This is a genomic window from Pseudomonas fragariae (ex Marin et al. 2024), from assembly GCF_059621105.1.
Genome location: NZ_CM184369.1, coordinates 3,514,282 through 3,533,592, shown reverse-complemented (window position 1 = coordinate 3,533,592; position 19,311 = coordinate 3,514,282). Strand labels below are relative to the sequence as shown.

Genomic DNA, 19,311 nt, shown 5'->3' with positions numbered 1-19,311 from the left:
TTGACTGAATGGCGAACCGGCTCAATGCCGGTTCGTTTTACTGCATGAGCGGCAATCGCACTGGTTACGCCGAACAAGCTTACGATTCAAGCTGAAACCGCAGGGCTGGCCAGCATGACCGGGCCCAGCCGACTTCCTTCCTTCGTCGTACACCGCAACCTGTCGAACACACCCGCATAAATAAGGCACTGATGGCTTGTCAAGTCGTGCCTGTGCTCAGTCGATAAAGGCGCTAAGGTTTCCTTAAAAAAAGGATAACTATCATTTAGCCATCAGCTGGGTCGATTCCATGAGTTGCAGGTGGCTGCTGACAGATGCCGTGCGACCGCGCGCGCGATAAACCGGCAGCCATGGCGACGTCACTGGCGCTTGGTCGAAGACAATCTACGCTTGAGGTCGCAGAGACGCGCCAGGGCAGGCGGACGGTGTCCTCTGGTCACCTCCCGGTATTCAGGATTGAAAACGAGTGTCTGATCGATGAAGAAAAGCTCTCTCACGTGGCTCGTTGGCTGGATGGCTGTGGTGCTGTTGGCCGGGCTCAGCGTCAGCTTTATCGCCAGCCATGAACAGCGCAGGTCGATTGATGCACGCATAGGCCAGGCTCTCAAAGAGGCCGGAGAGGGGATCGGCGATAACTTACAGGCACGGCTCAGGGTCTATGAGTACCGCCTTCGAGGTCTGCGCGGTGCCGTTCACATGCTGGACCTCCAGCATATCAACAGCAGCCAGATGGGCCGTTACAGCAAAGGGCGCAATATCGAGAAGGAATACCCGGGCGCGCGCGGATTCGGTTTTATCCGCCGCGTTGCGGCCAGCGATGAGGCCGAATTCGTAAGGCGTGTCAGGGAGGATGGCAGGCCGGACTTCAGTCTCAGTCGATTGAGTGGACCGGGCACCCGGCAGGGAGACCGTTTCATCATTCAATTCATCGACCCGCTGGACCGCAATGTCCAGGCGCTGGGGCTGGACATTGCCTCGGAGGAGCATCGTCGCGATGCAGCCCTTCAGGCCATGCGCAGCGGCGCTGCAACCCTGTCGGCGCCTATTACCCTGCTGCAGGACAACGATGATCACATGCGCGCGTTTCTATTCCTGTTACCGGTTTACAGCACCCCTGAAATCCCCACCGATATCGCCCAGCGTGAAACGTCCCTGATCGGCTGGACCTATGCACCGTTGGCCATGCGGGAGGTGATGAGCAATCTGGACCCCTTGAACCACAGGCTGCACTTGAAGCTTTATGACGTCAATGAAGGTCGGCAACTGATCTACCAGACCCCGGAAAACGATCATGATCAGGAGGTCTTGCAGACCTATGCTTTCGAGCGGGAGATCTATGGGCGCGTGTGGCGCATGGAGGTAGGTGCTCACCCGGCATTTATCGCGGCCCTCGATCCGGTCCCGGCGGGCAGGGTGTTCCTCATCGGCACGCTGGTCAGCCTGATGTTGACGGTGCTGGTCGGCACGCTGCTACTGTCCCGTCAGCGCAAACAGCAGGTGGTTGCCGGTCAGGCCAGGCTGGCAACCATCGTCGAAAACTCCAGCGACGCGATCATCGGTGAAGCCCTGGACGGTCGGATCATCACCTGGAACCGGGCTGCCGAGCAGATGTTTGGCTACGACGAGCACGAAGTGCTGGGCCGCCCATTGGCGCCACTGCTGGTTCCGCCAGAGCTGGTTCACGAAGACGAACAGCTGTTGGAAAGGGTGGCCCGCGGTGAGCGCGGGCCGACGCTGGAAACCCGGCGGCTGCACAAGAACGGCCAGTTGATCGATGTGACCATTACCTGCAGTTTCATCCGCGAGACTGACGGCACCCTACTCGGCGCGGCGAAAATGATGCACGACATCACCGACCGCAAGCGCGTCGAACGCTACCTCATGGAGTTCAACGCACAGCTTGAACAGCAGGTCAGCGAGCGCACTGCAGAGCTGTCCAGAGTGGCGGGTTTGCTGCAGGGTGTGCTGGACGCTTCTTCGGAAGTTTCGATCATCGCTACCGATACACAGGGGCAGATCTTTGTGTTCAATCGGGGCGCTGAATTGCTGCTGGGCTACAGCAATTCGGAAATGCTCAGTGGCAACGGCCCAGGGGTGTTTCATCTTCCTGAAGAAGTGGCCGCACGCTCCGCCGAGCTGAGTCGTGAATACGGCACCCTGATCGAAGGCATTGACGTCTTTTGCTACAAAGCGTCCCGCGAAGGCTCGGAAACCCGGCAATGGACCTACGTGCGCAAGGATGGCACGACGGTGCCTGTGCTGATGATCATCACCCCGATCCGTACCGCCGACGGAGAACTCATCGGTCATCTGGGTATTGCTCAGGACATCACCGAACGGCTGCACCATAGCGCCGAGTTGCACGCGGCCAAGTCCAGCGCCGAGGCTGCCAATGCGGCCAAGAGTCTGTTTCTGGCCAACATGAGCCATGAAATCCGCACGCCCATGAATGCCGTGATCGGTATCTCCCATCTGCTACACAACACCGCCTTGAACGACCAGCAGCGCCAGTTGCTGACCAAACTGCAGATTGCCGGCCGGACATTGTTGGGGATCATCAACGATATCCTCGACATCGCCAAGATCGAGGCGGGAGAGATGCGCCTGGAACATAACCCCTTCAGCCCCCGGCAATTGCTCGACGAACTGGGCGAGCTGTTCACGCCCCAGGCACAGGAAAAAGGCCTGCGCTTTTCTGTCAACGTTGTGGCATCGCTGCCTGGCCAGTTGATAGGTGACGCATTGCGAGTCAACCAGATCCTCATGAATCTGGTCGGCAATGCGCTCAAGTTCACCAGTGTCGGCGGAGTCGATGTGACGGTCAGCCGTGAGGACGATCACGCCGACACCTGCTGCTTGCGCTTCTCTGTGCAGGACACCGGCTGCGGCATACCGGGCGATGTGCTCGGCCAGTTGTTTTCGCCGTTCACTCAGGCGGATGCGTCCACCACGCGGCGGTTTGGCGGCACCGGACTGGGTTTGTCGGTGGTGCGCGGGCTGGCCGAGCAGATGGGCGGCCGTATAGGGGTGGAGAGCGAACTCGGCACAGGTAGCGAGTTCTGGGTGGAGTTGCCGTTCCAGATCAGCCAGAGCGACCTGGAGCCGTCCGGCCCGGGAAGCAGTCTGGAGGTCATGCTGCTAAGCGACGACGCGCAATCGTCCATGGCGTTGCAACGCTTATGCCGCGGCCTGGGCTGGCGTGTGGCGAGTCTGACCGGCGAACATGACCTGCGCACTGCCTTGCAGGAGCGTAATCACGTTAACGCGGCATTGCCGGATGTACTGTTGGTGGACTGGCAGCAGCCGCAGGTTGAGGAGGTGCAGCAGTTGATCGAGGCGACGCCGCTTCCGGTCATTCTGGTGACATCGTCCGAGATCCGGGCAGAACTGCACCCTCTGGTCGACAAGGTATTGCTCAAGCCGCTGGACAGCTCGGCCTTGTTCAACGCGGTCAACGCTTGTATCGCCAGGTATCAGGGCAGCACCGAACGGGTTATCCAGGCCACGCGGATGGATACCTCCATGACGCTCTGGTTGAGTGGATTGCACCTGCTGCTGGTGGACGACAGCGAGATCAACCTGGAGGTTGCCAGCCTGTTGTTGCAGCAGCAGGGCGCTGTGGTCCAGACCTGCAGCAATGGTCTGCTGGCCCTTGAACGACTGCGGCAGACGCCGGATTTCTTCGATGCTGTGCTGATGGATGTGCAGATGCCGGAAATGGATGGCTATGAGGCGACGCGGCGCTTGCGCAGCGAACTGGGCCTGACACGCTTGCCCGTGCTGGCGTTGACCGCAGGCGCCCTGGCAGAAGAGCGGCGGCAGGCCGAGCTGGCGGGTATGGACGATTTCCTCACCAAGCCTCTGGACCCCGCAGCCCTGATTCGGGCGGTACGGCGTGCCGTCGAGCGTGTCCGAGGTGCTCCGCTGGCGGTCGGCACCTTGCTGCAGGAAGCATCGACAGGCTCTGCATGGCCGGTTATCGAAGGTATCGACACCCAGGAGGTCGCCGCTCGGCTAGGCAATGATGTGCCCTTGTTTCTCTCGTCCCTGCGGCGCTTTTTCAGTGAATTTGCCGCGTTCGGCGAGAGCGAGAGCGTTCTGGCACGGGCGCGACAAAACCCCGATCAAACAATGGCTGATCTGCACAAATTGCGCGGTTCTGCACTGCTGCTTGGCGCCACGCAAGTGGGCCTGCATGCCGGGCAGGCGGAAACCCTGCTGCGCAACGCTGCGGACCCGGAGCAAGCGTTGCGAGCCCTGAGTGCCGCTTTCCGGTCATTGCAGGAGCGCACGCCGGTACTTGAGGAAAGGCCGCTGGCCCCGCGTATCGATGCGGATCCCGATGTTTCCCGACAGGCATTGTCGACCTTGCGTGAACTGCTTGAAAACCATGATATCGCCGCGCTGGACCAGTTTCCGCTGGCTGCTGTGGCGCTTCAGGAGCTGGCCGGACAGGCACTGGTCGAACAGCTCTGGCAGACCATTGAAGGGCTGGAGTTCGAGCAGGCACTGCACCTGCTCGAACGTGCGGAATTATAAAAAGGAGCGTCACCCACCATGCAACCTGTACCTAGCCTGCTGATTGTCGATGATGATATTTCCGCCATTCGCGTATTGAGCAAAATTCTGAACGGTCTGGGGCAGATTCGTTTTGCCACGGGCGGTGCCCAGGCCTTGAAGATGGTCCGGGAAATGCGTCCTGACCTTATCCTTCTCGACGCCGAGATGCCCGGAATGAGCGGTTTTGAAGTCTGTGAGACGCTCAAGGCCGATCAATTGCTGGAAGACGTTCCCGTCATCTTCATCACCAGCCACACCGAAACCCGTATCGAGGAAGCCGGACTGGCGCTGGGTGCGGTGGATTTCATCGGCAAGCCTATTCAGCCTTTGATCGTCACGGCGCGAGTAAAGACCCACCTGCGCCTGAAAATGGCGATGGACCAGCTCAACCTGCTGGCCCAGACCGATGGACTGACGGGGCTGGCCAATCGGCGTTTCCTCGACGAGAGTATCGCGCGCGAATGGCTGCGCATGCGGCGCAACCAAGGTGCGTTTTCGCTGCTGTTGCTCGACATCGATTTCTTCAAACGTTACAACGATCACTATGGCCATTTGCAAGGCGATGAGTGCCTGATTGCCATCGCCCACGCTTTGAAAAAGTGCGTGCACAGGTCGACCGATCTGGTGGCTCGTTATGGGGGCGAGGAGTTTGCCGTGCTGTTGCCGGATACCGGGGCAGAGGGCGCCTGTCGTCTGGCGGATGAAATCGTGCAGCACATTCAAGGCCTCAACAAGCCCCATGAAACCAGTGACTTCGGCCGGGTGACCGTGTCGGTGGGGGTAGCAAGTCTGGAGGCTGGTGCGCTGCCCGTCCCGAGCCCGGGCGCTGCAATCGGCCTTGCGCCTGACTCGATCGCCATAGCGTTGCTGGCGGAAGCCGACCGGGCCTTGTACCGGGCCAAGCATGAGGGGCGAAACTGCAGCCGGTTTGAGCCGATACAGGTTGCGCCTTGAGTCTGCGGTCCATGTTTTAAAATCACAGCGTCAGCGAAGCGTCAGGGACACTGACACCTTGCTTCAAACCGCATTCTTGTTGAGCTCTGCTTCAAGACGGTCAACGAACAGGCGTACCCGGTGAGGTACGCGCTGGCGGGTTGGCAATACGGCCGTCACCGACAGCTGCTCGGGGATGACATCCTCGAAGTGTATCTGTTGAAGACTGCCTTCACGGATTTCCTGCTGAACGTCCCAATAAGTCAGCATGGCCAGCCCCAGGCCCTGTTTGCACGCCGTGCGCACCGCTTCGACGCTGTTGGCCGAGAATGCCCCCTGAGCGCGGATGGCCACCGGTTCTCCCTCTCTGATGAACGGCCAGTAAGGCATCGCATGCAAGGTGATGCACGGGTGTTGACGGAGTTCGTCCAGCAACGATGGCTGGCCGCGCCGCGCCAGGTAGTCGGGGCTTGCACACACGACCCGAGGGTTGGGCGCCAGCGATCTGGCCACCAGAGCAGAGTCACGTATCGTAGCGATTCGGATGGCGACATCGATGCCCAGCCCGGCAATGTCCACGATGCTGTCCGACAGCGTCAGGTCGATGCTCAGTGCCGGATTGTCCTGCATCAAGGCTGGCAGCAGCGGCATGATGACGGTCTGACCAAACACGCTGGGTGCTGTGACTCGCAGTACGCCACTGGCTGTACCGGCATCGGCTTTCAGCGTCGCGCGGGCGGTTTCGCTGGCGTGCAGCATGGTTTTGGCGTGCGGCAGAAACACTTCGCCCTCCGGCGTCAGTGATGCCGAGCGGGTTGTGCGGTGCACCAGCCTGACGCCCAGGTCGTTTTCCAGCGCAGCCAGACGCCTGGAGATGGCCATCGGCGACAACCCGAGTCGACGCGCCGCTTCCGACAGACTCCTGCTGGAAGCAATGGCGGCGAACACCTCTATATCAGATATTTGCATGGATTCTATCCATTTTCGTTAAAGCGCCTTATCTGCACGGCCGGGTTCCAATGGGCTGCGCCAGCCCTTACCGTTACTGCAGGTTCTGTCAATGACTGCGGGCAATCCGCAGCCGGTCTGCACAGTGAGGATTTGAAGCATGAGCGAGACAAACAAACACGTTACAGCCCCGTTCGACAGAGGTCATCTGAAACTGAAGAACAGGTTTGCAGTGGCGCCCATGACACGCGTGAGCGCGGACGAGCAGGGCAGTGCAACGCAGACCATGGCGCGCTATTACGAGCGGTTCGCCAAGGGCGGTTTTGGCCTGATCATCACTGAGGGCAACTACACCGATCGCAGTTCTTCCCAGGGCTACCGCTTCCAGCCCGGGCTCACCGATGACGAGCAGGCTCAGGCTTGGCGTGCCACGACCGATGCTGTGCACCGGCATGGCAGTGTCATGATTGCGCAGCTCATGCACGCCGGTGCGCTCAGTCAGGCCAATCGCTTCGTCAGCGAGTCGGCGGGTCCTTCGGCCATTCGTCCCAAGGGCGAACAGATGGCGTTCTATTACGGCGCGGGCAGCTACCGGATTCCGCGGGCGATGAGTGACAAGGATATTGCCGAGGCCATTGACGGGTTCGCCCGCGCGGCGCAACTGGCGATCGGCACTGCAGGCTTTGACGGTGTCGAGATACATGGTGCGAACGGCTACCTGCTGGATCAGTTTCTGACCGACTACAGCAATCAGCGCACCGATCAGTGGGGCGGTGATGTCGGACAGCGCCTGCGACTGACGCTCGAGGTCATCGCCGCAGTGAAAAAAGTCGCCGGGCAGGCACCGGTGGGCGTGCGTCTTTCACAAGGCAAGGTCAACGACTTTCAGCACAAATGGGCGGGGGGCGAGAGCGATGCCGAAATCATTTTCGATGCGCTGGCCGATGCCGGCGTCGATTACATCCATGTGACCGAACATGAAGCATGGCAGCCGGCTTTTACCCAGGGTGAAGCCAGCCTGGTCGAACTGGCCCGTCGCTACGCGCCGGATGTTGCGCTGATCGCCAATGGCGGCCTGCACGATCCGCAAAAAGCCGACCAGGTGCTTCGCCAGGGTGCGGACATCATCGCAGTGGGCAAGGGTGCGCTGGCCAATCCGGACCTGCCAGAGTTGTTGCGTCAGGGCGCGCCACTGCGCGACTTCGATCCAGCCATTCTCGGGCCGATTGCCAACATCAAGGACAGTGAGCTGGTCTAGTCGTTTGTGACGAACATCAGCGCTGGCTGAGCGTGCGCAATGCCTCGTTGATAGGTGTTGCGCCCTTAGTCAGTTCGATGATCTGGCGGGATATCCCGGGTCGATCGACCAGTGCAGCCAGGAACGCGGCTACGTCATCGCGCGGTACTTCGCCATATGCGATAGCCGGACCTGCGCAGACTTCACCGGTCCCCGGGTTGTCGACCAGGGTGCCTGGCCTGAGAATCACCCAGTCCAGTGCGGAAGAGGCCAGATACACATCGGCTTGTTTTTTCACCCGCATGTAATTCTCGAAGCCAGCGGAGGTGTCCGTGCCTCGTGCTGCTTCAGGAAATGCCGACACCAACAGGAAGCGATTGACCCCGGCAAGCACGGCTGCATCAACAGCGGTTTCCAGGCCCTCGCCATCAATGGCATTGGTCAGCTCAATGCCCGCGCCGCCAGCCCCGGCGGTGAAAACCACGACATCGCTGCCTGTCATCGCAGCGGCCAATCGCGAAGCGTCCAGATCGGTGAGGTTGCCGAGCAATGGTATGGCGCCAGTCGCTTTGATTGCCGCCGACTGGTCTTCTTTACGGTGCAGTGCGATCACTTCATGAGCGCCGCCGCCAAGGTTTTTCAGAAGGCGCTGGCCGACCTTTCCGGCTGCGCCGATGACAAAAACTTTTGACATGAAATCTTCCTCTGGTGGGCCGTGCGCCGACGCTCAGCAATATCGGCGCATTCCAGCCGCGTTAACCTTCGAATTGATGGTAGACCTTGGCAATCACTTTCCAGCTGTCGTCGATTTTGATCAGCGTCAGGTAGTCGTTGTAGTCCGCACCAATAGCATCCTTTTCCATATCGACCCGGACCACTGCCGTGGTGGGCGTAATGGCAAGGACGTCCAGGCGCGTTGTGATGTCTGGAGCGGTACCATTGGTTTCGACGAAGGTGTACAGGTTACTGATCGGTCCACCCAGCAGTTGACCATTGGTGAAACCATACATCACCGCATCTTTATGAAAGGCTTCCTCGATAGTGGCAACGCTGCCTGTACGCAAGCCTTCTACGTACTTGCCGGCCGTTGCGATAACTGCGTTGTAATCGGTGGTCGGGACGGCTTTGATGTTCTTGCTCATGGGGTGTTACTCCTGGATTGGGAACTGACTACTGCGCGGCTGATATCTTCAGGCGCAATGGCCATCTCGTTAAGCGCTTTGGCTGTTGCTGCGCCGGTGACGATTACGGTTTTCTTGTCGAGATAATTCATGTGGTGTTTTTCCTTTGTCGCGGTATTTCCGGGATCCTGGGAATTGATGAAGGGGAAGAGGCCGGCAGTGGCTTAGTACTTGCCCATTGGCCAGTCGATATAGCCTTTGGCACCGCCGCCGTAGTACGACTCACGTGGTGCAATGGTCAGCTCGGCACCATGGCGCAGACGGGCGACGAGGTCGGGGTTGGATATGAACAAGCGGCCGAAAGCCACGGCGTCGATCTTGCCCTGCGCCCGACGCTCGATCGCCATCTTCAGGTCATAGTTGTTATTGCCAATGAACGGACCGTTGAACCCGGCGCTCAGAGCATCCATGTCGACACCCTCCGGCACTTCACGGGAGGTGGCAGTGGCGCCTTCGACAAAGTGCAGATAGGCCAGATTGAATGTGTTCAGTTGCCGGATCAGGTAGCCATGAAGGCCCATGACGTTGCTGTCGGGTGCCGTATTACCGGCGTCGGGGGTTACGGGCGACAAGCGAATACCCACGCGGTCACTGCCCCAGATATCCACGATGGCCTGGGTGACTTCCAGCGTCAGGCGAGCGCGATTTTCTATCGAACCGCCATACTGGTCGGTGCGCTGATTGGTCGAGTCGCGCAGAAACTGGTCCAGCAGGTAACTGTTGGCCGAATGGACTTCAACGCCATCAAAACCGGCCCTTTTGGCGTTCTCTGCGGCGTGTTTGTATTGCTCGATGACGCCGGGGATTTCGCCGGTTTCCAGTGCGCGCGGCATGGAGACAGGTACAAAGCCGTCGGCGGTGTAGGTATTGCCCTCGGCCTTGATGGCGGAGGGCGCTACCGGTGCCTCGCCGTTGGGTTGCAGGTCGACACTGGAAAATCGCCCCACGTGCCATAGCTGGCTGACAATCTTGCCTCCTGCTGCATGCACAGCGTCGGTCACCAGGCGCCAACCTGCGACCTGTTGCTCACTCCAGATTCCCGGGGTCGCGGCATAGCCTCGACCCTGAGCGGAAATGTTTGTCGCCTCGGCGACGATCAGCCCTGCGGTAGCGCGTTGTGCGTAGTAAGTTGCGTGCAGTTCATTGGGAACACCATCCTCGCCGTAGCGGCTGCGTGTTACCGGTGCCATCACAATACGGTTCGCCAGCTCCATGGAGCCCAGGGTGACGGGGGAAAACAGGTCGGTAGTTTTACGGGAATCATTCATCAAATACTCCATATAGTAGACCAGTCGTCTACTTAAAAAGACAAAAAAAATGCCCGCTACCGCAGCAGGCGTTTGGTCATGGTCAGTGCTTTTTCGAAAGATTCGGTGGACTTGTTCACCTTCGCCAGAAGGGAAGCGCCAAGCCAGAGCTGATAGAGGGATTCTGCGAATCCTTCATGATCGCCCTCGGGATGAATGCTGTCGTCGGCGACACCCATGTCGACACAGGCAGTGATGCGTTTGATGATTTTTGCTGTGCCGACCTCGAGCACGCCACGCATGTCTTCAGACAAATCGCAGACTTCCGCCCCCAGCTTGACGACCAGGCACTTGCCTTCGGGAAAGTCGGTGCCCTGGGTTTCTATCCAATAGTTGAAGTAGGCCAGTAACCGCTCGGCGCCGCTTCCGGGGCGTGCCATGAGGGCGTCGACTCGACCCAGGTACTCGGAAAAATACTCTTCCAGCAGCGCCTGACCGAATTCTTCCTTCGATTTGAAGTAGTAATAGAACGAACCTTTGGGTACACCAGCCGTGCTTAACACCTCTGCGAGGCCGACGGCGGTATAGCCTTTGTTCGTCATGAGCGAGCGGGCCACATCAATGATGTGCTGTCGCATGTCCTGAGCTGGTTTCTTCATAATGCCGAGCATCCTAAACGTAAACCGACCAGTCGTCTAGTAGGTTTTTCTGGATATGCTTGCGCAAAAAAACCTCAGCAAATGTATACCGCATAGGCTTTGACTCTATCCCCCCTGGGGGGATAGAGTGCCGGTCTGAATTATCCAGACTGGAACTCAAGCCATGAGTGAACACGACCATCCCCACGGCCATACGCACCAGTCCCACGAAGCTGTCATCAAGCGCCTGAAACGGGCCGACGGTCATTTGCGCAGCATCATCACCATGATCGAAGAAGGGCGCGAGTGTGTGGACATCGCCCAGCAGCTGCACGCGGTCGAGAAAGCAGTGTGCCAGGCCAAGCGCACGTTGATTCAGGATCATATCGATCACTGCCTCGAAGACACGCTAGGTTCACTCGCCAAGGGTGAGCGGGCACCGCTGGAAGCCTTCAAGCAAATCACCAAATACCTTTAGGTCTCGCATGCCGAATTTCGTCGAGCTGTTGCAGCAAGGTGGTTCGCATGCCTGGCTGTATTTCCCCAGTGCCATTCTGCTGGGCGCGTTGCACGGGCTGGAGCCCGGGCATTCGAAAACCATGATGGCGGCGTTCATCGTGGCCATTCGTGGCTCCGTGAAACAGGCCGTGATGCTCGGCGTCGCCGCTACCGTCTCGCACACTGCCGTTGTCTGGCTGGTGGCCATCGGCGGGATGTATCTGGGGCAGGGGCTGGACGCTGAAACCACGGAGCCTTATTTTCAGCTCGCGTCGTCTGCCGTGATCATCGCCATCGCGCTGTGGATGCTGTGGCGCACCTGGCGTGGCGAGCAGTTGTATAAGTTCGAAAGTGCCCGGCTCAGTCACGGGCATACAGGCCATGGCCATGAGCACGACATTGACTTCAAAGAGCATGAGCACGGTCACAGCCATGACCACAGCGATCTGGGCGGCTTGAGCCTGAGCGCCGAGGGCTACCAGGATGCCCATGAAAAGGCCCATGCCGACGACATCCGCAAGCGCTTCACCCATCGAGAGGTCAGCAATGGCCAGATCCTGATGTTCGGCTTGACCGGGGGACTTATCCCTTGCCCGGCGGCCATCACCGTGCTGCTGCTGTGCCTGCAGGTGCAGCAGGTCACGCTTGGCGCGATGATGGTGATCTGTTTCAGCGTGGGACTTGCCATCACGTTGGTCACCGTTGGTGCGGCCGCCGCCATCGGTGCGCGAAGAGCCTCGAATCGTTTCCCCTGGCTCACTGCAGCCGCTCGACGCGCACCTTACCTGTCCAGCGTCCTGATTATTTGTGTCGGGATGTATGTAGGAATCAACGGCTGGATCGGCCTGCACTCGTGAGCTGGCCTGACGCTTGGGCGTGGCGGCTGTCACAAAAATAATTTGTGTTTCTTGAAAATATATATTGATTTTTATTGGTGTCGCCCGGCTTTAGCATGAGTGGAACTTGAACAAGTCGCCGGGCAGTGATCACGCCGCCCGGCTTCACACGCCACCAAGAGCTGCAATCGGAGTCCTGATGAGTCTTTCTCCTTTCCACCTTGCAATCCCGGTTTATGACCTGGCCGCGACACGTACCTTTTACGGTGAAGTGTTTGGTCTTTCCGAAGGGCGCTCCAGCGACCAGTGGGTCGACTTCGATTTCTACGGGCATCAGTTGGTGATTCATGAACACCCGAAAACTGCCTCTCAAGAGAGCGTGCACAGCAACCCGGTAGACGGCCACGACGTGCCGGTTCCGCACTTCGGCATCATTCTGGAATGGGCCCAGTGGGAAGCTTTGGCCGAGCGCCTGAAATCCTTCGGCACCGAGTTCGTCATCGAACCCTACATTCGCTTCAAGGGGCAGGTGGGGGAGCAGGCCACCATGTTCCTTTTCGATCCCTGTGGTAATGCGCTTGAGTTCAAGGCGTTCAAGGACATGAGTCAGCTGTTCGCAAAATAGTAAAAGGCCTGGCGCACACCACGTCGCGCCAGGCCTGCTTGAGCAGGCGCAGCGCTAACGAGTCAGAGCGTGGTCGTTAATCAGTTGCACCAGCGCGCTCACCGGTTCGGTCAGGCTGCGGCGAGCGCGATGTACCAGCCCGATATCGCGATGGAACGTATGCGCTTTCAAGTCGACAGAGCGCACACCGGCGTGCCATGTCTGCAGGGTTGCCGTTTCCGGAACCAACGCTACGCCAACACCATTGGCGACCAGTTTGATGATCGCATCCAGTTCATCGAGCTCGCAGACTTCGCGCAGCGAGACATGGGTCTGGCGCAGGAACCGGTCAACCTGTCGGCCACCGAACGACGATCGATCGTAACGAATGAATGGATGAGCCGAAACCAGCTCGGCCCAGTCATCCCCCGGCATGTCGGCAGGCACGATAAGGCGATAGGGCTCACGGACCAGCGTCGTCCAGCGCAGGTCGCTTTGCAGTGAGAAGGGCGGGCGGATGATCGCTGCCATGTCGATCTCGCCAGCGTCCACCTGATTGACCAGGTCCATGGACAGGCCGGGAATGACGCGCGTCCTGCACGCAGAGAATTGCTGATGAAACCGAGCCAGCGCTTCCGGCAGAAAGGAGCGTTGTACAGAGGCAATTGCGCCGATGGTCACCAGCACGCTCGCGGGTAGCCCTACTGTCGTAGTGCCCAGGCTGCTGAACTGGCGCACCAGGTCCTGACCTTGCAGCAACACCTGCTGCCCCATGCGGTTGAGCTGGGCTGAACGTCCTTTTCGGTCGAACAGTTCGACGCCCAGTTCAGCTTCGAGGCGCTGCATCTGCGCACTGACAGCGGCCTGGGTGAGCCCGATCTTGCTGCCGGCCGCAGCAAACGTGCCTTCTCTCGCCACGGCAATAAACGTTTTCAGTTCTTTGATCATCGGCAAAGAATAATTGTATTTTTACTGAAAGCACATTTGTTTATTTTGTTGTTGCTGCTTATCCCATGTCCTCGGCCACACCCTGATCCTCACCGAGAAACCCGCCGCTCTGGTGCTGCCACAGCCGCGCATAGGTGCCGTTTTTGCCCAGCAGTTCGGCGTGGGTGCCTTGTTCGATGATGCGGCCGTCATCCATGACAATCAGCCGGTCCATGGCGGCAATCGTGGACAGGCGGTGACCGATGGCGATCACCGTCTTGCCCTGCATCATTTCATCGAGGCTTTCCTGGATCGCCACTTCGACTTCCGAGTCAAGCGCACTGGTGGCTTCGTCGAGCAGCAGGATCGGGGCGTTCTTGAGCATCACCCGGGCGATGGCAACGCGTTGGCGCTGGCCGCCCGACAGCTTGATACCGCGCTCACCCACCAGCGTGTCGTAGCCACTGTGGCCTTGCTTGTCACTCAGTTGGCTGATGAACCCATCGGCTTGCGCACTGGCTGCGGCGCTGCGGATTTGCTCATCAGTCGCGTCGGGGCGTCCGTAGGCGATGTTGTCGCGAATGGAGCGGTGCAGCAACGAGGTGTCCTGCGTGACCATGCCGATGGCACTGCGCAAGCTGTCTTGAGTGACGTGCGCAATGTCCTGCCCATCAATGCTGATTGACCCCTTGTCCACATCATAAAAGCGCAGCAGCAGGTTGATGAGGGTGGATTTGCCAGCGCCGGAGCGACCCACCAGGCCGATTTTTTCACCTGGACGAATGCTCAGGCTCAGGGCATCCAGTACCTGGCGTTCGCCGTTGTAATTGAAGCTCACGTTATCGAAGGTGACCGCGCCACCGCGGGTGACCAGAGCCTTCGCATCCGGCGCATCCTCAACCTTGGGACCGCGGGTCAAGGTTTCCATGCCGTCCTGGACGGTGCCGATGTTCTCGAACAACGAGGTCATCTGCCACATGATCCAGTGCGACATGCCATTGATGCGCAACGCCATAGCGGTGATCGCCGCGACCGCACCGGTGCCGATCTGGCCCTGGTGCCACAGCCACAGGGCGTAACCGCCTGCACCCATGATCAGCGCGACCACCAGTGCCTGATTGACGATCTCGAACTGGCTGACCAGACGCATCTGGGCCAGGCCCGTGAGCTTGAAGTCCTCCATCGCTGCGCGCGCGAAATGCGCTTCACGCTTGGAGTGGGAGAACAGCTTTACCGTGGTGATGTTGGTGTACGCGTCCGAGACACGTCCGGTCATTGAAGAGCGTGCGTTGGCCTGCTCCTGGCCGACCTTGCCCAAGCGTGGCACGAAGTACAGCATGGCCAGGCCGAACAGCATCAGCCAGCCAAGGAAAGGCAGCATCAGTTTCAGGTCGAAGCCGCCGGCCAGGGCGATGATCGCGATGAAGTAGACGCCGATACCGAGGACGATTTCGACGATGGTGAACAGCACCTCGCGCACTGACAGCGCTGTCTGCATCACCTTGGTGGTGACGCGGCCGGAGAACTCATCGGAGAAGAAAGACAGGCTTTGCCGCAACATCAATCGATGGAAGTCCCAACGCAGCCGCAGGGGCAGGTTGATCGCTAATACCTGGTGCTGCACCATTGTGCGCAACGCCACCAGCACGATGCTGCTCAGCAATACCAGGCCAATGCCCCACAGCACGCTACTTTCCTGCGCGGCCGTGTCGCCGCCAGCCTTCCAGGTGGACAGCAGATCCACGACCTGCCCGAGGAAGGAAAACAGCCAGGCTTCGTAAATCGACACACCGGCGCACAGCAGCGCAAACGCAAGGATGTAACCGCGTGCCCCTCGCGTGCAGGCCCACAGAAACCGTGCCAGACCGTCAGGTGGCGGCGGCACCTCGTCAGGCGGGAACGGGTCAAGCCATTTTTCAAACGCGCGAAGCATGGTGTTCTCCAAAAAAATCAGTGCAAAGAGTCTGGCGTCCTCGACGCCTCCCGAACCTCTTCCAGATTGAGCTTCAGGGTCAATTTTTGTCGGCGCCAGTGCCCAGGCTGTCCCACAGCCTCATCACCTGGGTCACTGCGGCGTCCAGTGTGGCATGTGGGACTCCGTCGCGCGCCAGTGTAGACAAGCCCAGAAGAAAACTGTCAAACACGGCCGCGAGCGTTTCCGGTATTACCGTTGCGGGCAACTCGCCTGCCGCAATGGCGCGCTGGATACAGCCCACGATACCTGTGCGGTTCAGATCCCTCGCCCGCGCAAGAGGTTCGGAAATGGCCTTGCTCTCGTCCGAGCAGGCGCTCATCAGCCCTAACGCCACCAGGCACCCTGTCGGATGCCCTGGCTCGCACTGCATTTTCGCTGAGCGACGGAGGGTGAGTTCAATCGCGTCTCGGGGCGGCAGGTTCGTATCGAACAGGCTGTCGGTGACCCGGCCGTAGGTGTCGAGGTAACGCTCCATCACTTCATTGAACAGGGCCTGTTTAGAGCCAAACGCTGCGTAGAAGCTCGGTGCCGTGATGCCGCCACCGATGGTTGCCTTGAGCTGGCTGAGGGAAGTTGCGTCGTAGCCGTGCTCCCAAAACAGATGCAGCGCCTGAGTGATCGCTACATCACGGTCAAATGTACGCGGACGCCCCAGCTGTGCCATATCGAGTCTCCTTCGGAATTAATTAAATACTAATCGATACATAAGTCATTGACCACCTGACTTCATCTGCCTATATTTGTACCGATCAGTATATTAGTGAGGGTTTTTCAATGACTACAGATGAGAAGCAGGGCGAAACACTCCCTCTGGGGGCGTTGCTGGCGCTGGCAATGACCGGGTTCATTTGCATCGTCACCGAGACCTTGCCTGCGGGTTTGTTGCCGCAGATCGCCGATGGGCTGGACGTGTCCGCATCGTTTGCCGGGCAGATGGTGACTGTTTATGCGCTGGGTTCATTGCTGGCCGCCATTCCACTGACGATCGCGACGCAAAGCTGGCGGCGCAGAACGGTCTTGCTGGTGACGATTATCGGCTTTCTGGTTTTCAACAGCGTCACCGCGTTGTCGTCCAGTTACGGACTGACCCTGATCGCAAGGTTTTTCGCCGGCGTCTCGGCGGGTCTGGCCTGGAGCCTCATCGCCGGTTACGCACGGCGCATGGTGGTCCCGCAACTGCAAGGGCGCGCACTGGCCGTGGCGATGGTCGGCACGCCCATTGCCTTGTCACTGGGCGTGCCTCTGGGCACCTGGCTCGGCGGGTTCATGGGCTGGCGCATGGCGTTTGGCTTGATGTCCGGGATGACCGTGCTGTTGATCATTTGGGTGCTGGTCAAGGTGCCGGACTATCCGGGCAAGTCTTCCTCACAGCGCATGGCGTTGCGTCAGGTCTTTTTCACGCCCGGCGTACGCTCGGTGCTGGGCGTGGTCTTCACCTGGATGCTGGCGCATAACCTGCTTTACACCTACGTTGCTCCCTTCGTTTCCGGGGCGGGGCTGGCGAATGACGTGGACCTGGTATTGCTGGCATTTGGTGTCGCCGCACTGGCAGGCATCTGGGTAACGGGACGGCTGGTTGATCGCCATCTGCGCAAGACAGTACTTGCCAGCCTGGCAACCTTCGCAGCCGTGTCAGTGTTCTTCGGCGTGTTTTCCGGCTCTGCACCGGCCATTTACATCGGCGCTTTTATCTGGGGCCTGACCTTCGGTGGCGCCGCCACACTGCTGCAAACCGCGCTCGCCGATTCGGCAGGCGAGGGCGCAGACGTGGCGCTTTCGATGAACGTCGTGGTCTGGAACAGCGCGATCGCAGGCGGTGGGTTACTGGGTGGCGTGTTGCTTGGCCAATGGGGTGCGGGATCCTTTCCCTGGGTCTTGTTGATGCTGTTATTGCTGAGCCTGTTGATCGCACTGCGCGCAGGTGCTCATGGTTTTGCACGGGGCAGCCGGCTGGACCGGGAACATGTTTTGGCTGGGTGATCTGATCAAGACCCGGAATATGGACGTCAAGCTGCTTGCTGATGCAGGGGGTTAATTCTATAATTTTGTGAATTAAATAGCTTAATCGAGCTTTATGCACATTATGTTGGATTTAAGCTTCAGCAAGCCCGGTGAGATCGTCAAGCGCCTTTGCGAGCGCCTGCGCACAGAGCGACTGGCGCTGAATATGACACAAGCCGACCTCGCCGGGCGTGCCGGCATCGGCACAAACACGGTCTCCAACCTCGAAGCCGGACGCAATGTCGGATTCGAGAACGTCGTTCGGGTGGCTATGGCTCTTGGCCGAACCAAGGAACTCGAGTGCCTGTTTCTGCCAAAGCTGGACAGCATCGAAGACATTCGACGCTACGAAAACAGCGCCAATCGTCTCCGTACAAAGAGGAAGTCCGGCGATGCTTGAGCAGGTTAACGTCTTCTACGAGGGCTGGGGTGAGCGATGGCAGTGGGGCACGCTGGTCTCGACGACCGCCTTGACCGGTCGCCCGCTGATCGTGTTCGAATACAGCAATGAAGCCAGACAAAGGGGCCTGGAACTGTCCTCCTATACGCTGCCCCTGGAGGGGGACAGGTTGCGTCGAGACTTCCCGGACCATCAGCTGTACTTGCCAGGGCCTGTTTACGACTCGTTGCCGGATGGATGGGGCATGTTGTTGATGGACCGTCTTTTCAGGCGTCGCGGGCGCACCACCGCGCGCATCGGCCCTCTGGAGCGGCTGGCCTATATCGGTAGCAGTGCAATGGGCGCCATGTCGTTTGAGCCCGTGGCGCCCGAAGGGCAGGAATCTGACGTCCACATCCCGCTGGAACAGCTCGCCGCCGACGTGAAGCAAGTACTGCATGGAAACGGTGGTGAGTTCCTGCAGGCATTGCTGCTGGTGGGTGGCTCGCCTCAAGGTGCAAGGCCCAAGGCTCTCGTCTATCGCGATCCTGAAACTGGCGGGTTTACCACTGCTGCTACGCCGGGCTTTGAAGCATGGTTGATCAAGTTTCCGGCCAAAGAAGAACATGCAGAAGTGTGCGCCATCGAAATGGTCTACGCCGAGTGCCTGCGCATGTGCGGTATCGAGACCCCTGACACCCAGTACTTCAATCTGCCTGATGGCCTGGCAGCGTTTGCCAGTAAGCGATTTGACCGCCGCGAGGGTCTACGTATACCCATGCAAAGCCTGGCCGCCTTTACGGGGGCAAATTACCAGTCTCCGGGTGTGTTGGACTATGTCAACTTTTTGCGGGCAACACAGATGTGTACCAACGATGTACGAGAGATGGCACGCGCGTTCGAACGTGCCGTTTTTAACGTTGCGTTCAACAACCGAGACGATCATCCCAAGAATTTCGCCTACATCATGTCGCAGGACGGTCAGTGGCGACTGTCGCCGGCTTACGACGTAACCTTCTGCGAGGGGCCAAGCGGATACCATCAGATGGACGTGATGGGAGAGGCGCTGGAGATTTCCCGTGCGCAAATGCTTCGGCTTGCCGAGGAAGCCGAGATGTCCCCGGACGCTGCAACCGGAGTGATTGACGGCATGTGTGATGTAGCGAGCCGGTTTACAGCCATCGCCGAGAACCTGTGCCCGCAGGTTATTACTCTAGACACCCTGCGCATGATCCAAAGCCGCATTGATCAGAACGTAGCCCGGTTACACCACAGTCAGGCCGACGGCGGTCACGGGCGATTCTCATAAACGATGCTGCCGTATGCTTCGAGCGCTCAGGGCCGTGT

The 19,311-nt window shown here is 59.2% G+C and carries 18 protein-coding genes; 9 read left to right on the top strand and 9 right to left on the bottom strand.

Annotation, left to right across the window (positions count from 1 at the left end; all coding sequences use genetic code 11):
• The first annotated feature begins 477 nt into the window (after positions 1-477).
• Positions 478-4,539: a CHASE domain-containing hybrid sensor histidine kinase/response regulator gene (locus AC54XV_RS15115; RefSeq protein ID WP_080374699.1), complete on the top strand. Its 4,062-nt coding sequence runs from the start codon at positions 478-480 to the stop codon at positions 4,537-4,539.
• 18 nt (positions 4,540-4,557) lie between these two features.
• Positions 4,558-5,514, top strand: coding sequence for a GGDEF domain-containing response regulator (locus AC54XV_RS15110; protein ID WP_011268102.1), 957 nt, complete (start codon positions 4,558-4,560; stop codon positions 5,512-5,514).
• Between the two features lie 63 nt (positions 5,515-5,577).
• On the opposite strand, the gene AC54XV_RS15105 is transcribed toward AC54XV_RS15110, so the two are convergent.
• Positions 5,578-6,462 (bottom strand): LysR family transcriptional regulator, encoded by an 885-nt coding sequence (locus tag AC54XV_RS15105; protein WP_011268101.1) that lies wholly within the window; start codon positions 6,460-6,462, stop codon positions 5,578-5,580.
• 139 nt (positions 6,463-6,601) lie between these two features.
• On the opposite strand from AC54XV_RS15105, the gene AC54XV_RS15100 reads away from it, so the two are divergent.
• Positions 6,602-7,699: an NADH:flavin oxidoreductase gene (locus AC54XV_RS15100; RefSeq protein WP_024660031.1), complete on the top strand. Its 1,098-nt coding sequence runs from the start codon at positions 6,602-6,604 to the stop codon at positions 7,697-7,699.
• 16 nt (positions 7,700-7,715) lie between these two features.
• Here AC54XV_RS15100 and AC54XV_RS15095 read toward each other — a convergent pair whose 3' ends face one another.
• From AC54XV_RS15095 to AC54XV_RS15075, 5 genes are all read right to left on the bottom strand, one after another.
• On the bottom strand, positions 7,716-8,372 hold the full coding sequence (locus tag AC54XV_RS15095) for an NAD(P)H-binding protein (protein ID WP_024660032.1): 657 nt from the start codon (positions 8,370-8,372) through the stop codon (positions 7,716-7,718).
• Between the two features lie 61 nt (positions 8,373-8,433).
• Positions 8,434-8,820 carry a nuclear transport factor 2 family protein gene (locus tag AC54XV_RS15090; RefSeq protein WP_003400789.1) on the bottom strand — a complete coding sequence of 129 codons (387 nt, stop codon included), beginning with the start codon at positions 8,818-8,820 and terminating at the stop codon, positions 8,434-8,436.
• On the bottom strand, positions 8,817-8,951 hold the full coding sequence (locus AC54XV_RS15085) for a hypothetical protein (protein ID WP_003400790.1): 135 nt from the start codon (positions 8,949-8,951) through the stop codon (positions 8,817-8,819). Before AC54XV_RS15085 ends, AC54XV_RS15090 begins: the two co-directional genes overlap by 4 nt.
• 72 nt (positions 8,952-9,023) lie before the next feature.
• Positions 9,024-10,127: an alkene reductase gene (locus AC54XV_RS15080; protein ID WP_058821889.1), complete on the bottom strand. Its 1,104-nt coding sequence runs from the start codon at positions 10,125-10,127 to the stop codon at positions 9,024-9,026.
• A 56-nt stretch (positions 10,128-10,183) separates the two neighbouring features.
• Positions 10,184-10,765 (bottom strand): TetR/AcrR family transcriptional regulator, encoded by a 582-nt coding sequence (locus tag AC54XV_RS15075; protein ID WP_011268097.1) that lies wholly within the window; start codon positions 10,763-10,765, stop codon positions 10,184-10,186.
• Positions 10,766-10,928: 163 nt separating this feature from the next.
• On the opposite strand from AC54XV_RS15075, the gene AC54XV_RS15070 reads away from it, so the two are divergent.
• The 3 genes from AC54XV_RS15070 to AC54XV_RS15060 all read left to right on the top strand — a co-directional run bounded on the left by AC54XV_RS15070 (position 10,929) and on the right by AC54XV_RS15060 (position 12,703).
• A complete protein-coding gene (locus tag AC54XV_RS15070) occupies positions 10,929-11,222 on the top strand; it encodes a metal-sensing transcriptional repressor (protein WP_024639532.1) in 294 nt (97 codons plus the stop codon).
• 7 nt (positions 11,223-11,229) lie between these two features.
• Positions 11,230-12,099 carry a nickel/cobalt efflux protein RcnA gene (locus AC54XV_RS15065; protein ID WP_011268095.1) on the top strand — a complete coding sequence of 290 codons (870 nt, stop codon included), beginning with the start codon at positions 11,230-11,232 and terminating at the stop codon, positions 12,097-12,099.
• Positions 12,100-12,277: 178 nt separating this feature from the next.
• On the top strand, positions 12,278-12,703 hold the full coding sequence (locus tag AC54XV_RS15060; RefSeq protein ID WP_011268094.1) for a VOC family protein: 426 nt from the start codon (positions 12,278-12,280) through the stop codon (positions 12,701-12,703).
• 54 nt (positions 12,704-12,757) lie between these two features.
• Here the strand turns inward: AC54XV_RS15060 and AC54XV_RS15055 are convergent, their stop codons facing one another.
• From AC54XV_RS15055 to AC54XV_RS15045, 3 genes are all read right to left on the bottom strand, one after another.
• The gene (locus AC54XV_RS15055) at positions 12,758-13,630 is read right to left on the bottom strand and encodes a LysR family transcriptional regulator (protein ID WP_011268093.1); all 873 of its coding nucleotides are present in this window, start codon (positions 13,628-13,630) and stop codon (positions 12,758-12,760) included.
• 58 nt (positions 13,631-13,688) lie between these two features.
• Positions 13,689-15,542, bottom strand: coding sequence for an ABC transporter ATP-binding protein (locus AC54XV_RS15050; protein WP_496717004.1), 1,854 nt, complete (start codon positions 15,540-15,542; stop codon positions 13,689-13,691).
• 79 nt (positions 15,543-15,621) lie between these two features.
• Positions 15,622-16,248: a TetR/AcrR family transcriptional regulator gene (locus tag AC54XV_RS15045; protein WP_057457486.1), complete on the bottom strand. Its 627-nt coding sequence runs from the start codon at positions 16,246-16,248 to the stop codon at positions 15,622-15,624.
• Positions 16,249-16,358: 110 nt separating this feature from the next.
• Here AC54XV_RS15045 and AC54XV_RS15040 point away from each other — a divergent pair, with 110 nt between their 5' ends.
• The 3 genes from AC54XV_RS15040 to AC54XV_RS15030 all read left to right on the top strand — a co-directional run bounded on the left by AC54XV_RS15040 (position 16,359) and on the right by AC54XV_RS15030 (position 19,273).
• Positions 16,359-17,564: an MFS transporter gene (locus AC54XV_RS15040; RefSeq protein WP_058398253.1), complete on the top strand. Its 1,206-nt coding sequence runs from the start codon at positions 16,359-16,361 to the stop codon at positions 17,562-17,564.
• 103 nt (positions 17,565-17,667) lie between these two features.
• Positions 17,668-17,985 carry a helix-turn-helix domain-containing protein gene (locus AC54XV_RS15035; protein WP_058398309.1) on the top strand — a complete coding sequence of 106 codons (318 nt, stop codon included), beginning with the start codon at positions 17,668-17,670 and terminating at the stop codon, positions 17,983-17,985.
• Positions 17,978-19,273: a type II toxin-antitoxin system HipA family toxin gene (locus AC54XV_RS15030; protein WP_058398254.1), complete on the top strand. Its 1,296-nt coding sequence runs from the start codon at positions 17,978-17,980 to the stop codon at positions 19,271-19,273. Before AC54XV_RS15035 ends, AC54XV_RS15030 begins: the two co-directional genes overlap by 8 nt.
• The last annotated feature ends 38 nt before the right edge of the window (positions 19,274-19,311 follow it).